Here is a 13,241-nt window from a genome sequence, read left to right on the forward strand (position 1 = left end):
AGTATCCACCCCACCCGGGGGGAGGCCTCGTGAGCCCCTTCACAAGGTATGCCCCACCCTCTGCTACACTTCGCCGCCCACGTGACCCAGGTCATGGTCCCGGAAGGGAACCACGACACCGTGGCGAACGTTGTTCACCCCCTGTGAGCTGGCCCTTGAGCCGCCGGGCGAGGTGGACCACCCCCTCCGTCCACACTCACGCAACACCCCCGGAACCGCCCCGTTCCCGCCCCTTGTGACCCCGCACACCCTCCCGGAAGCCCGCCCGGAGCAGAAGTCCGCTCCCAAGAGCGCAATTCCTTGTGAAGAAGTTCACGAAGTTCGTCGCGACGTGGCCCGGAACGGGTCCCCCGGGTGGCCCTCAGCGACTCAAAGGTGCAGGCAGGAATGCGTATGAGCGACGTTCCCGCACCTCCCGGCACAGGGCCCCGGGGCCCCCGCCCGAGGGCCCCAGAAGGGCGCTGTGCGGCCCCGGCCCCCGAAGGGGTCCGCTACGCGATGGACCAGCCGATCCCGTCGAGGATGTCGTGCTCGCTGACCACGACCTCATGGGCCCCGGTCCGCTCCATGACGGCCAGCAGGATCAGCGCGCCGGAGGCGATCACATCGACCCGTCCCGGATGCATCGCGCCGATCGCGGCACGCTCGGCGTGGGTCGAGGAGAGGAGCCGCCCGGCGATCTCCCGGACCTGCTCCAGGGAGACCCGGGAGTGGTGGATCGCCGCGGAGTCGTACTCCTCCAGGCCCAGCGCGATCGCGGCCACGGTGGTGACCGTGCCGGCGAGCCCCACGAGCGTGCCCGCCCCGGTGAGCGGGACGCTCTGCCCGGCCAGGTCCAGGGCGGCGGCGACGTCCGCGCGGATCGCGTCGGCCGCGTCCGGCGTGGGCGGGTCGACGACCGCGCCGTCCCGCGAGAGATGGCGCTCCGTCATCCGGACGCAGCCGATGTCCACGGACCGGGCGGCCCGCACCCGGTCGTCGCCGAGGACGAACTCGGTGGAGCCGCCTCCGATGTCCACGACCAGATACGGCTTCGCGAGGTCGTCGCGGCCGGCGAGCTCCTTGGTGGCCCCGGCGAAGGAGAACTCCGCCTCCTGGTCACCGGTGATCACCTCGGGCTCGACGCCCAGGATGTCCAGCACCCCTTGGACGAACTCGTCCCTGTTCTCCGCGTCGCGGGAGGCGGAGGTGGCGACGAAGCGGACCTTCTCGGCGCCGTGCTCCTTGATCACCGCCGCGTACTGCCGGCAGGCGGCGAACGTCCGCTCCAGCGCTTCGGGGGCGAGCCGTCCGGTCCGGTCGACGCCCTGCCCGAGCCGGACGATCTCCATCCGCCGGTCGAGCTCGGCGAACTCCCCGGTGCCGGGGTCGGCATCCGCCACCAGCAGACGGATCGAGTTGGTACCGCAGTCGATGGCGGCCACGCGCGTCATGTCTTCAAGCCTCTCCGGCGATTGAGGATCGGGGGTCCGGGGGCGGAGCCCCCGAGGGGGAACCTCAGCTCTCGTCCCCGCCCGGCGCGCCGCAGGGCGACACGCACGGCCCCTTGCGCCACCACTGCGGCAGCATCGCGATCGCCTCGTCCCCCAGCGGGTTCACCCCAGGACCCGCGGCCAGCGAGTGCCCCACGAGCACGTGCAGGCACTTCACCCGGTCCGGCATTCCGCCCGCGCTCGGGAAGCCCTCCAGCACCTCGATGGCGTCACGCCGCGCGAGGTAGTCCTCGTGCGCCGCCCGGTAGGCGGCCGCCAGCTCGGGGTCCGTACCGAGGCGCTCGGTCATCTCCCGCATGACCCCGTTCGCCTCCAGCGTGCCGATCGCGGACGCCGCACGCGGGCACGTCAGGTAATACGTCGTCGGGAACGGCGTGCCGTCCTCCAGCCGGGGCTGCGTCTCGACCACGTCCGGGTTTCCGCACGGACAGCGGTGCGCGATGGCCCGCAGCCCGCGCGGCGGGCGCCCCAGCTGCTGCTGGAACGCGGCGATGTCCGCGTCGGTGGGCGCGGTGGACTCGGTCTGGGGAGGGGGCGTTTCCATGCCTGCCTAGGTTCTGATCGGGCTGCTCGAACTGCGGTCGCGCAGATGAGCGAGGGAATACGGGTCAGCCGCGGTCGGCGCTGTCGACGCCGTCCCACAGGTTGGAGTGCCACGGCCGGCCGGACTCGCCCGGCTTTCCGTTGCGCTCCTTGACCGCGTCGGGGTCGACCACCGTGTAGCCGGTCTCTCCCGGAAGAAGGTAATGCAGGTGCTCGCGGGCCAGCCGCTTGATGTACGCGTCGTCCTGGAGACGCGACTTCTCGTCGCGCAGTTCCTCGGTGCGCGCCTCGGCCTCCTGCGCGAGCCGCTGCTGGTCGGCGATCTCGTCGCGCTGCGACACGTACTGCCGCATCGGGTACGCGAGGGCGACGACCAGGGAGCAGACGATCAGGGCCAGGAAGGCCGCCCGGCCGGTGAGCCGGGAGCGGTGCGCCTGACGGCGGTTCTGGGACCTGTAGACACGGGCTGCGGTCTGCTCACCGAGCAGCCTCAGCCGGGTCGCGGTGGAGAACCGGTCCCGGTCCTTCGCGGCCATGTCTCCGCCTCCCCATTACGCACGTCCGTCCCCGCACACGGTACGGGACCGAGTGCGGGGACGGACGGAGGCCGGGGCGCTGGACCCCGTCGGGCTTGCCGGACCCTGCCGTACGGGTCAGTCCTGCCGTACGGGTCAGCCCCTGCCGGGTTCGTCAGTTCGCGGAGCGGAACCGGGGGAACGCCGAGCGGCCCGCGTACACCGCGGCGTCGTCGAGGATCTCCTCGATGCGCAGCAGCTGGTTGTACTTGGCGACACGGTCCGAGCGGGCCGGGGCGCCGGTCTTGATCTGGCCGCAGTTCACGGCGACCGCGAGGTCGGCGATGGTGACGTCCTCGGTCTCGCCGGAACGGTGCGACATCATGCACTTGAAGCCGTTGCGCTGGGCCAGCTCGACGGCGTCCAGGGTCTCGGTCAGCGAACCGATCTGGTTGACCTTGACAAGCAGGGCGTTGGCGGAGCCCTCCTCGATGCCGCGGGCCAGGCGCTCCGGGTTGGTGACGAAGAGGTCGTCGCCGACGATCTGCACCTTGGCGCCGAGCTTGTCGGTGATGACCTTCCAGCCGGCCCAGTCGTCCTCGTACAGCGGGTCCTCGATGGAGACCAGCGGGTACGCGTCGACGAGCTCCTCGTAGTACTCGGTCATCTCGGCGGCCGAGCGGGACTTGCCCTCGAACTCGTACTTGCCGTCCTTGTAGAACTCGGACGCGGCGACGTCGAGCGCGAGCGCGATGTCCTTGCCCGGGGCGTAGCCGGCTTCCTTGATCGCCTCAAGGATGAGGTCGAGCGCGGCGCGGTTGGACTCCAGGTTCGGCGCGAAGCCGCCCTCGTCACCGAGACCGGTGGACAGGCCCTTGGTCTTCAGGACCTTCTTCAGCGTGTGGTAGACCTCGGCGCCCCAGCGCAGGGCCTCGGAGAAGGACTCCGCGCCGATCGGGGCGATCATGAACTCCTGGATGTCCACGTTGGAGTCGGCGTGCGACCCACCGTTGAGGATGTTCATCATCGGGACGGGCAGCAGGTGCGCGTTCGGGCCACCGAGGTAGCGGAACAGCGGCAGGTCCGAGGCCTCGGACGCGGCGTGGGCGACGGCGAGCGAGACGCCGAGGATGGCGTTGGCGCCGAGCGAGCCCTTGTTCTCGGTGGCGTCCAGGTCGAACATGGCCTGGTCGATCAGCCGCTGCTCGGTCGCGTCGTAGCCGACGAGCTCCGGGCCGATCTGCTCGATCACGGCCAGGACCGCCTTCTCGACGCCCTTCCCGTGGTAGCGGTTGGGGTCACCGTCGCGAAGCTCAATGGCCTCGAACGCACCGGTGGAGGCTCCGGACGGAACGGCAGCACGACCCGTGCTGCCGTCGTCGAGGCCAACCTCGACCTCGACCGTGGGGTTGCCCCGGGAGTCGAGGATTTCCCGGGCTACGACGACGTCGATGGACGGCACGAGGCATCTCCTTCTGGGATATGACGCTGGTTGTGCAGGGTCACTTTGGCCTTGCGACAAGAGCCTAACCGGCCCGGCCGTCTCAGTCGGCCGCGCGCCCGTCCCCTGGGACGAAAAAGGACCCAAGAGCGGGCACAGCAGGGCAAACGGCCAGAAATTTACTGGCCAGTAACTACAACAGTTGAACAATCAACACGGGAAAGCGGTGAGCCCCGGCCCGGCCGCACGGGGGGAGGTGCGGCCGGGCCGGGGCGCTCGGCGAGGAGAGTGCCGAACTACTTCACCAGGTGGAGCTGCTGACCCGGGAAGATCATGTCGGCGTCCTTGACGATGTCCTTGTTCAGCTCGAACAGCTTCTCCCAGCCGCCCTTGACGTCGTGGTCGGCCGCGATCTGGCTCAGCGAGTCGCCGGTGACGACCTTGTACTCGCCGTCACCCTTCTTGACCTTCTCGCCGGTCGGGGTGGTGACGGTCTTCTTCTGCCCGGCCTCGGGGCGGTCCGAGCGGTTGGTGGCGGGGGCCTCGGTGCGCTCGGCCTTCTTCGGCTCGGCCTGCTGGGCCGGAGCCGACTCCTGCTTCGGAGCGGTCTCGGTCTTGGAGCCGGTGTCGACGCCCGGGTCGACACCGTCGTTGCTCAGGTTGCCGGCACCGGCGCAGGCCCAGGCGCCCGGTCCCTGCATGTCGAGGAGCTTCTCGGCCACAGCGATCTGCTGGGACTTGCTGGCCAGGTCGGCGCGGGCCGCGTACTGCGTACCGCCGGCGGCGGCCCAGCTGGACTGCGAGAACTGCAGACCGCCGTAGTAGCCGTTGCCGGTGTTGATGGACCAGTTGCCGCCGGACTCGCACTGGGCGACCGCGTCCCACGTGGAGACGGAGGCCGCGGAGGCGCCGGTGGCACCCATCAGCGGCACGGCGATCGCGGCACCGGTCACACCGGCGAGCGTGGCGAAACGGACGGCCTTGGACGGGCGGCGGTGCTTGTTGCCCTTGCTGTTCAGCAGCATCGAGACTTCTCCTCACCGACGCCTACGAGGTGAGCTGTCGGGTTCGGGCCAAGTGAGTTGCCCGGTCGCACGTCCTAGCGCACGACTTAACCCCAAGCCGGTCCTGATGCGTCTTGCGACGATCGGGCCCGGCACTTACCTGGGTCCCCCGCTCCTGCCTACGGCGCTTTACGCGTCTGTTCCCTTCGACCGACGGCAGGATTCGGCGTGACGATCGACGGGGCCCGCGGTGCGAGCGGTTCCGACCGTAAACACACCCAACCCCCACATTCAAAGAAGGACATACCGGATAAACAGCTCTTACTTGCATCTGAAAAACATATGTTTGCGCAGGTCGGGACGGATGCGGAGGGAGCTCCCGGACAAGACATGCCAGTTCACACGAAGAGACCCATGTCTCACTTAGTCAAAAGTGGGACATAGGCCTCTTAAGTACCCTGAATTCTGGGTGTTTTCAGCTGTTGATCAGACCGTTTCCGCGGCCGTTCTCATCCGGCCTTCACGCCGAGATCGAGGCTCTGGCCAGGAAGGATGAGGTCCGGGTCGGAACCGACCGTCACCTTGTTGGCCTCGTACAGCTCGGTCCAGCCGCCGGGCAGCTTCTGTGCGTCAGCAATCGCCCAGAGGTTGTCGCCCGGCCGGACGGTGTACGTACCGTCAGCAGCCGGTGCACCCTTGTCGCGTGCGTCACCTTCACCTCGCGAGGCGTGCCGCCCTCCGTCCCGGTCGCCGCCGGCCCCCTCCGGGGCCGGCGTGCCGCGGTGCCTGCCGCCCGTCTCCCCGTCCGAGGAGGACCCGTCGGGGGCATCCGGAGCGTCCGGGGCGCCCGAGGGGTCGGTCGCGCCGGAGGAGCCGGATGCCGAGGGCGTGGCGGACGGGGAGGCCGAGGCGTCCGGCGTACGGTCCTTGTCAGCGGTGTCGGCCGTGGCGTCGTCCGACGGGGTCTTCGTCGCGCCCTTGGACGCGTCCTTGGACGCGTCGCCCGACGGGTCGGCGCTCTCTGACGGATCGGCACTCGCGGCCGGATCCGCGCTCTCGGCCGGGTCGGCGGACTGAGTACTGCCCGGATCGACGCCCGGCAGGGACCCGTCCACGGCGAGGCCGGAGATGACCGCGCAACTGGGCCACGCCTTCGCCCCCTGGTCGTCCAGGACCTTCTCCGCCACGGCGATCTGCTGCGAGCGGCTGGCGAGGTCCGCGCGCGGGGCGTAGGACTCGCCGCCGTAGGACTTCCAGACCTCCTGCGAGAACTGCAGGCCGCCGTAGTAGCCGTTGCTGAGGTCGGCACTCCACATGCCGCCGCTCTCGCACTCCGCCACCCGGTCCCAGGTCGAGGCGTCGGCGGCGTGCGCGCCTGCCGCGCCGAGCAGCGGGATGGCAATGGCCGAGCCGGTCACGCCTGCGGCGACGAGGATCGCGGGTGCCTGCCGAGGGCGACGGTGTCTGCCGTTCGCGGAGCCCATGGGGATGCCTTCCGTGTGACTGACGAGTGACTGGTGAGTCGAACGGTGAACCTAGCGGGACACGAACGTGTGTCACAAGTCGATGCAGCGGAGATCACGTAAAAGTCACAGAGTTGACAGAGTGTCACCTTCGCTGAGGACGGGCCCGGGGGTGAACTCCACCGGAAGCGTGCGCAGTCCGCGCATGATGAGCCCGCCACGCCAGCGCAAATCGGCAGGTTCCACCGCAAGCCGCAGGTCCGGAAGGCGTTTCAGCAGCGTGGTCAGCGCCTCGGTGGCGAACCGCCAGGTCGCCAGCTCCACCGGGCCGTCGTAACGCAGCAGTTCCTCGACGACGGTGGCCAGCAGCTCCGTCTCCCCCGCCGCCAGGGACCGCTGGAGCCGCTGGGAGGTCACGGCGTCCCCTTGTCCTTGGGAGCCTCGCTTCGCACCTCCACCGGCCGACCGGCACGGAACCGGCCGGTGACTGTGACCTGCGGCAGGGTCGGGCGCCGGTACGCCTCCACTCCCCTGCGGTCCGCGCCCAGAACCGTCATGAACTCGGGCCAGACACCTCGCTTCCACCAGAAGAGCTGGCGTTCCCGCATGGGATTGATCGGGCCCCAGGTAAGGGGCATGTCGACCCATGACAGCCCCTGCCGGAGCCTGTGGAGCATGCCGGAGAACTGCGCGCGGATGTCGTACTTCGAAGTGAAGTGATTCTTCGACTTCCCGGAGACGGCCTTGCGCAGGACCGCAAGAACCGCCTCCCACTCCTCGTCCGTCGGGTCGGGGGGCCCAGCTCCTGCTGCATCTCCTTCAACCCCGCCTTGAGTACGAGGGGGTCGACGCCGGCCTTCATGTACGCGGGGACCTGCCGGTGGATGAGGTCCTCCTGCTTCGCGATTTTCCCGGCGAAGTCGGTGACACGCTTCTCGTACTTCTCCCTGTCCCCCGGCCGGCTGCTGACCCACTCGGACGCCATCACCAGGAGTTGGGATTCGTCTTTCACGAGTTCGGCCAGCTCGGTCCAGACGACGCCTTCGATCTCTGCCGCGTTGAAGTACGGCTCTCCGCAGGACTCCCCCTTCTTGGTCAAGCCCTTGCAGCGGTAGGAGCGCGCCTTCTCACCGCGCCTGCCGGAGCCGACGTAGACCGAGCCACAGAGGCTGTCGATCCGTCCGCTCAAGGGGTAGATCCGGTCGCCGGTGCGGCCGTTCTGGAACCCGATCTTCTTGAGCGTCCCCATGAGGAGCTCGGCACGCTCCTCGGACAGGATGGGCGGGACGCCGATCCTGACCTGGTCGCCGTGGACCGGGCTGCCGTCTTCGCGGCGCCGGGTGGTGTTCTTGCCGGTGCCTCGGTTGGTCTTGCGGTAGACGACGTAGCCGCTGTGAATGGTGTCGCCGTGGAGGCGGTTACGGAGGTTCGCCGGGCTCCACGGGACGCCGCTGCGGGTGCGGAGCGAGCGCTTGTTGAGTTCGTCGCAGGCCTCGGAGATGTTCATACCCTGGTCGACGATGAGTTCGGTGGCGACGAAGAGCACTTTTGATTCGTGCTCATCGGTGACCAGAACACTGAACTTCTTCCGTCGCTCGCCCACCGCGGAGGTGTCCTGCGCGATCTTGTATCCGTAGGGAGCGGGTCCGCCGGGCCAGCCACCGTAACTGATCTTTAACTCCCGTCCGGCGAGGGTCCGTTCCTTGATGCGTCGCCACTCCATCTCAGAGAAGGTGACGTGCTGCATGAACTGGGACCAGCCAGACTCTGTGCTGGTGTCGATGTTCTCGCCGACCGAGATGAAGTAGACACCGAGGTCTGCCATGGCCCACGCCCACTGGTAGGCGGCACGGGCCGTGCGGCCGATGCGGTCCACCTTGGGGACAAGGATGCGGTTGAAGTGCTGCCGATACGCGTCGCGGACGAGGCGGTCCATCTCGGGGCGACTCTCCAGCGCGCCGGACACTGCCTCGTCCACGTACTCGTCGTGGACAGTGGCCTCTGGATGACGGTCGAGCCACCCGTTGGAGATCTTCTCCTGGTCTTCGAGACCGAACCCGTCGAGCTGGTCGAGGGTGGAAACGCGGGCGTACTTCGCCACCACGATCGCGGCAGGTTCAGGCAGGCGCGGGCGTGCCGGCCGAGGGCCGCTCAAGGGTCCGGGTTACGCCTCGGCTTCCTGCCGTCCGTGTTGCTGCCGCATCCGCCGATGGGGCCCGATACCGACGGCCGGCGAGAAGCGCGGCAGCGCAGGCCGACCCGCGGACGCCCGATACCGTCGTCACGTGAACCACACCCCGCCGCCAGAACTCTTCACCTGGGAGTTCGCCACCGACCCGTACCCCGCCTACGCCTGGCTGAGGGAGCACAGTCCCGTACACCAGACGATATTGCCCAGCGGTGTCGAGGCGTGGCTCGTCACCCGATACGCGGACGCCCGGCAGGCCCTCGCCGACGGCCGCCTTTCGAAGAACCCCGCGCACCACGCGAAGGACGCCCAGGGAAAGAGCAAAACCGGCATCCCGGGCGAGCGCAGCGCCAACCTCATGACGCATCTGCTGAACATCGATCCGCCCGACCACACACGACTTCGCCGACTGGTCTCCAAAGCGTTCACGCCCCGGACGATCGCCGCTTTCGGACCCCGCGTGCAGGAGCTGGCTGATCGGCTCATCGACGATTTCGCGGAGAAGGGGGAGGCCGACCTGATCCACGCCTTCGCCTTCCCGCTCCCCATCTACGCCATTTGTGATCTGCTCGGCGTACCCGAGGAGGACCAGGACGACTTCCGGGACTGGGCGGGCATGATGATCCGGCACGGCGGCGGGCCGCGCGGCGGGGTCGCCCGGTCCGTGAAGAAGATCCGCGCCTACCTTGCCGAGCTGATCCACAGAAAGCGGCAGAACCCCGGCGACGACCTGATCTCCGGCCTGATCCGGGCCAGCGACCACGGCGAGCACCTCACCGAGAACGAAGCCGCGGCGATGTGTTTCGTGATCCTCTTTGCGGGTTTCGAGACCACCATCAACCTGATCGGCAACAGCGCCCACGCGTTCTTCCGTAACCCCCCACAGCGTGCCATTTTCCAGAGCGCGGTCCAGCGAGGCGACAGGCACCTCCTGGACAGCGCCGTCGAGGAGCTGTTGCGTTTCGACGGCCCGGTGGAGCTGGCCACCTGGCGCTACGCCACGGAAGCGCTCGAAATCGGAGGAAAGCGGATCCGCGAGGGTGATCCAGTGCTCGTGGTCCTCGCAGCGGCTGACCGTGATCCGGCCCGTTTCGCGGAGCCGGACACGCTGGATCTGTCCCGCCGGGACAACCAGCACCTGGGGTACGGGCACGGCATCCACTACTGCCTGGGCGCTCCCCTCGCCCGCTTGGAGGGCAGCACCGCATTGGAGACCCTGTTCCGCCGTCTGCCGGACCTCCGGCTTGCTGTGGACCCCGTCGACCTGCGGTGGAGGGGCGGGCTCATCATGCGTGGTCTGCGGACGCTCCCGGTGGAGTTCACCCCCACGACCGTGTCCGCCGGCCCGGACGTCAGCCGTTGCCCTCCGCCGCCCTGATGGCGTCCCGGTAGGCGCGGCCCGCGGCCCGCAGGGCGGCCTCCGGGTCGATGCCGTCCTCCTGCGCGCGTACGGCCAGCTCCAGGAGCCGGTAGCCGATGTCCTCGCCGTGCGGCTGCGGCCGCGGCAGCGGGACGTCGAGTCCGGCAGTACGGGCCCGGCCGGCCAGCTTCGCCGCGAGTGCCAGGGCGGGCTGGCCGAGCGGCACCCCGTCGGTGACGGACTCGCGCTGCTTCTCGATCGCCTTGGTCCGCAGCCAGTGCGCGTGGACGTCCTCCGGGGTCTCGGCGGTCTCGTCGCCGAAGACGTGCGGGTGGCGGTGGATCAGCTTCTCGACGAGCGTGGCGGCGACGTCGTCCACCGAGAACGGCTCCGTCTCGTCCTCCTCGGCGATGCGCGCGTGGAAGACGACCTGGAGCAGTACGTCGCCGAGCTCCTCGCGCAGTTCCTCGCGGTTGCCGTCCTCGATCGCCTCGACGAGTTCGTACGCCTCCTCGATGGCGTACTTGGCGAGGCCCTCGTGGGTCTTCTGCGAGGTCCAGGGGCACTCGGCCCTGACCCGGTCCATGACCTGGACCAGATCCAGCAGCCGGGCGCCCGGCAGGTCGTACGAGCCGGGCAGCAGCTCCAGGTTCGGCATCTGTACCCGCCCCGAACCCGCCAGCCTCGCCAGGCCGTCCGTCAGCGGCTGGTTCCCCTCGCCGCCGCTGAGCACCACCACGGTCCGGCCCCCGGCGCTGGCGCCGACGAGCTCCTGGGCGTCGGGGACGGCCGGCTCGACGGTGATGCCCGCCTCGCGCAGATACGGCAGCTGTGGCTGGTCCGGTTCGGCGCACAGCACCCGGTCGGCGGCGTGCAGCGTCTGCCAGGCGGGCCAGGACAGCAGTCCCGGCGCGACCCGGTGGCTGGCGGTGAGCAGGACGATACGGCCGGGGTCTTCAGCGTTCACGCTGCGAATCTACCCGGCCGCCCGGCCGCTGCTACGCCCCGGCCTCCGCCGCCGGCTGGGCGGGCTTGGTGACCTGGTTGATCCAGGGGGCCTTGTAGTCCGCGAGCTGGATCTGCTTGTTGTTCCAGGTGCCGTAGCGCGGGTTGACGTCGACCTTCAGCTCCTTGGACGCCTTCGTCAGCGCGTCGCCGAGGATCTTCGTGCCGGCCGGGGTCGACGGGTCGGCGCCGAGTGCCTGGGAGAGCTTGGTCAGCTGGATCTGCTCGCGCAGGAAGGAGTCGATCTGGCCGGGGGCGATCCAGCGCTCCTGGAGCACCGCGGCCCGCAGCCCCTTCTCCCCCTTGTACTGGGCGACGGCCGACTGGCGCATCTGCTGGATCTCGGCGCGGCTGACGGTGACCCCGGCGTCCGCCGAGGCCCGGTCCAGGACCCGGTCCAGGATGATCCCGTGCAGTTTGGCGCGGCCGAGCTGGCCGGACTGGTCGGCGCCCTGGGCGGACTGCGCGGAGCTGTCCTGTGCGTCGCGCACGTCCGCCACCTGGGCCTGCACGGTGGACACCGCGATCCGGTCCCCGCCCACGACGGCTGCCGCGCCGGGGTGGGCCTGGCTGCCGCAGGCGGAGAGAAGTGGCGCTGCGAGGAGAGCGGCGGCGGAGACGGTGAGCGCGGTGCGACTGCGGCGGTGCAAAGGAGCCTCCCGAGGAGATTGTGCGGCGGTGCACAAAGGCCTTGCGGTGATCGATGCTAGAGCATCCGGCACTTGGGGGGTGGGAAAAGGTGCGGGTCTGGGTGCGTGCAGCTGCGAGGCGGAGGATTGAGAACCGGTCCGGGCCACTGATTCGACCAACGATTCGGAAGGAGTTGGGGATGTGGTCTCCCCGGAGCCCCGGTCAGCGCGCCGGCAGGGTCGTTTTCGGCGGTACGTCCGGCCGCAGCATGATCGTGCGCGAGATCACGAAGGTGATCGGGACGGCCGCGGCGGCCGCGGCCAGTGGGGCGTACCGGCTGCTGAATCCGGCGAGGTCGACCAGCAGGTAGACCCCGCCGGTGGTGATGACGAAGTTGGCGGCGTTGGTGAGCGGGAAGAGCAGGAACTTCCGCCAGGTGGGCCGGGTCCGGTAGGTGAACCAGCTGTTGAGGAAGAACGACCCGGTCATGCTGAGCGCGAACGCGGCGACGTGCGCCGCCAGGTAGGGCAGCCGGGTCAGCAGGGCGAGGTAGCAGCCGTAGTACGTGCCGGTGTTCACGACGCCCACGAGTGCGAAGCGTGCCAGTTGTGCCTTGACCGTCATCGGCGTACGAACTCCAGGGGTTCCGGCTCCGGGGCCGGCCCGCGGGGCCGGGTGTTGGTGTCCTGCACCAGGTAGTGCGGGCGGCGCTTCACCTCGTAGTAGATGCGGCCGACGTACTCCCCGACCACTGCGACCATCACCATCTGGACCCCGGCGAGGGCGGTGACGACGACGAGGAGGGTGACGTATCCGGGGGTGTCGACCCCCTTCACCAGGGCGACGCCGACGATCCACCCGGAGTGGACGAGGGCGAGGGAGAGCAGCAGCAGGCCGAGGTAGAGCGCGGCGCGCAGCGGCTTGTTGTTGAAGGAGAGCAGCCCGTCGAGTCCGTAGTTCAGCAGCTTCCCGAAGGTCCAGGCGGACCGGCCCTCCTCGCGGACGGCGTTCTCGTAGCTGAACGTCGTGGTGGGGAATCCGACCCAGGCGAAGAGGCCCTTGGAGAACCGGTTGTATTCGGTGAGTTCGAGTACGGCGTCGGCTGCCCGGCGGGAGAGCAGGCGGAAGTCGCCGACCCCGTCGACGAGTTCCACGTCGACGAGGCGGTTGATGAGCCAGTAGTAGGCGCGGGCGGTGAGCGTGCGGGTGACGCGGTCGCCCTTGCGGGTACGGCGGGCGATCACCTGGTCGTGGCCGTGCGCGTGCTCCTCCAGCATGCGGCCGATGAGCTCCGGCGGGTGCTGGAGGTCGGCGTCCATGATGACGACGGCGTCGCCCTCGGCGTGCTGGAGACCGGCCAGCATGGCGGCCTCCTTGCCGAAGTTGCGGCTGAAGGAGACGTAGCGGGCCCGTGGATCGGCGGCGGCCAGCCGCCGCAGGATCGGCAGGGTCCGGTCCGCGCTCCCGTCGTCGACGTACACGAGCTGGAACGCGTGACCCAGCCGGGTCATCTCGTCCGTCACGCGTTCATGGAAGCGTTCGAGGATCTCTTCCTCGTTGAAACAAGGCACCACCAGCGAGATCAGCACGCATGCAGAT

General features: G+C 69.2%; 12 protein-coding genes, 1 pseudogene and 1 riboswitch. Of the genes and pseudogenes, 1 reads left to right on the forward strand and 12 read right to left on the reverse strand.

Annotated elements, in window-relative coordinates; translation table 11 throughout:
• Positions 1-491 precede the first annotated feature (491 nt).
• From ACZ6S6_RS13800 to ACZ6S6_RS13835, 8 genes and pseudogenes are all read right to left on the reverse strand, one after another.
• Entirely contained in the window at positions 492-1,433 is a 942-nt protein-coding gene (locus tag ACZ6S6_RS13800) for a Ppx/GppA phosphatase family protein (RefSeq protein ID WP_469705766.1), read from the reverse strand.
• A gap of 64 nt (positions 1,434-1,497) precedes the next feature.
• A complete protein-coding gene (locus ACZ6S6_RS13805; RefSeq protein ID WP_362954982.1) occupies positions 1,498-2,037 on the reverse strand; it encodes a DUF501 domain-containing protein in 540 nt (179 codons plus the stop codon).
• A gap of 64 nt (positions 2,038-2,101) precedes the next feature.
• Entirely contained in the window at positions 2,102-2,572 is a 471-nt protein-coding gene (locus ACZ6S6_RS13810) for an FtsB family cell division protein (protein WP_362954984.1), read from the reverse strand.
• 154 nt (positions 2,573-2,726) lie between these two features.
• Positions 2,727-4,013 (reverse strand): phosphopyruvate hydratase, encoded by a 1,287-nt coding sequence (gene eno / locus ACZ6S6_RS13815; RefSeq protein ID WP_362954985.1) that lies wholly within the window; start codon positions 4,011-4,013, stop codon positions 2,727-2,729.
• 275 nt (positions 4,014-4,288) lie between these two features.
• A complete protein-coding gene (locus ACZ6S6_RS13820) occupies positions 4,289-5,017 on the reverse strand; it encodes a transglycosylase family protein (protein WP_362954987.1) in 729 nt (242 codons plus the stop codon).
• Between the two features lie 4 nt (positions 5,018-5,021).
• Positions 5,022-5,193, reverse strand: a riboswitch (cyclic di-AMP (ydaO/yuaA leader).
• A gap of 312 nt (positions 5,194-5,505) precedes the next feature.
• A complete protein-coding gene (locus tag ACZ6S6_RS13825; RefSeq protein ID WP_469705767.1) occupies positions 5,506-6,480 on the reverse strand; it encodes a transglycosylase family protein in 975 nt (324 codons plus the stop codon).
• A gap of 105 nt (positions 6,481-6,585) precedes the next feature.
• Positions 6,586-6,864 (reverse strand): annotated as a pseudogene (locus tag ACZ6S6_RS13830) (hypothetical protein); the annotation flags it as partial.
• Positions 6,865-7,012: 148 nt separating this feature from the next.
• On the reverse strand, positions 7,013-8,563 hold the full coding sequence (locus tag ACZ6S6_RS13835) for a recombinase family protein (protein ID WP_469705768.1): 1,551 nt from the start codon (positions 8,561-8,563) through the stop codon (positions 7,013-7,015).
• Positions 8,564-8,744: 181 nt separating this feature from the next.
• Between ACZ6S6_RS13835 and ACZ6S6_RS13840 the strand changes: the two genes are divergently transcribed.
• Positions 8,745-10,025 (forward strand): cytochrome P450 family protein, encoded by a 1,281-nt coding sequence (locus tag ACZ6S6_RS13840; RefSeq protein ID WP_362954992.1) that lies wholly within the window; start codon positions 8,745-8,747, stop codon positions 10,023-10,025.
• On the opposite strand, the gene ACZ6S6_RS13845 is transcribed toward ACZ6S6_RS13840, so the two are convergent.
• The 4 genes from ACZ6S6_RS13845 to ACZ6S6_RS13860 form a co-directional block, all read right to left on the reverse strand.
• Positions 10,000-10,974 (reverse strand): nucleoside triphosphate pyrophosphohydrolase, encoded by a 975-nt coding sequence (locus tag ACZ6S6_RS13845; RefSeq protein ID WP_469705769.1) that lies wholly within the window; start codon positions 10,972-10,974, stop codon positions 10,000-10,002. The genes ACZ6S6_RS13840 and ACZ6S6_RS13845 overlap by 26 nt on opposite strands.
• Positions 10,975-11,005: 31 nt before the next feature.
• Complete coding sequence (locus tag ACZ6S6_RS13850; RefSeq protein ID WP_362954995.1) at positions 11,006-11,662, reverse strand: SurA N-terminal domain-containing protein; 657 nt, start codon at positions 11,660-11,662, stop codon at positions 11,006-11,008.
• A 202-nt stretch (positions 11,663-11,864) separates the two neighbouring features.
• Positions 11,865-12,266: a GtrA family protein gene (locus tag ACZ6S6_RS13855; RefSeq protein ID WP_469705770.1), complete on the reverse strand. Its 402-nt coding sequence runs from the start codon at positions 12,264-12,266 to the stop codon at positions 11,865-11,867.
• Positions 12,263-13,231, reverse strand: a complete 969-nt coding sequence (locus tag ACZ6S6_RS13860; protein WP_362954999.1) for a glycosyltransferase family 2 protein — start codon at positions 13,229-13,231, stop codon at positions 12,263-12,265. Before ACZ6S6_RS13860 ends, ACZ6S6_RS13855 begins: the two co-directional genes overlap by 4 nt.
• Positions 13,232-13,241: the final 10 nt, after the last annotated feature.

The organism is Streptomyces sp. NPDC048671 (genome assembly GCF_055587045.1).

What these genes read in the sequence shown, in the direction of transcription:
- ACZ6S6_RS13800 (WP_469705766.1), bottom strand. Translation starts at nt 1,433, where the DNA reads ATGACGCGCGTGGCCGCCATCGACTGCGGTACCAACTCGATCCGTCTG.
- ACZ6S6_RS13825 (WP_469705767.1), bottom strand. Translation starts at nt 6,480, where the DNA reads ATGGGCTCCGCGAACGGCAGACACCGTCGCCCTCGGCAGGCACCCGCG.
- ACZ6S6_RS13855 (WP_469705770.1), bottom strand. Translation starts at nt 12,266, where the DNA reads ATGACGGTCAAGGCACAACTGGCACGCTTCGCACTCGTGGGCGTCGTG.
- ACZ6S6_RS13805 (WP_362954982.1), bottom strand. Translation starts at nt 2,037, where the DNA reads ATGGAAACGCCCCCTCCCCAGACCGAGTCCACCGCGCCCACCGACGCG.
- ACZ6S6_RS13810 (WP_362954984.1), bottom strand. Translation starts at nt 2,572, where the DNA reads ATGGCCGCGAAGGACCGGGACCGGTTCTCCACCGCGACCCGGCTGAGG.
- ACZ6S6_RS13820 (WP_362954987.1), bottom strand. Translation starts at nt 5,017, where the DNA reads ATGCTGCTGAACAGCAAGGGCAACAAGCACCGCCGCCCGTCCAAGGCC.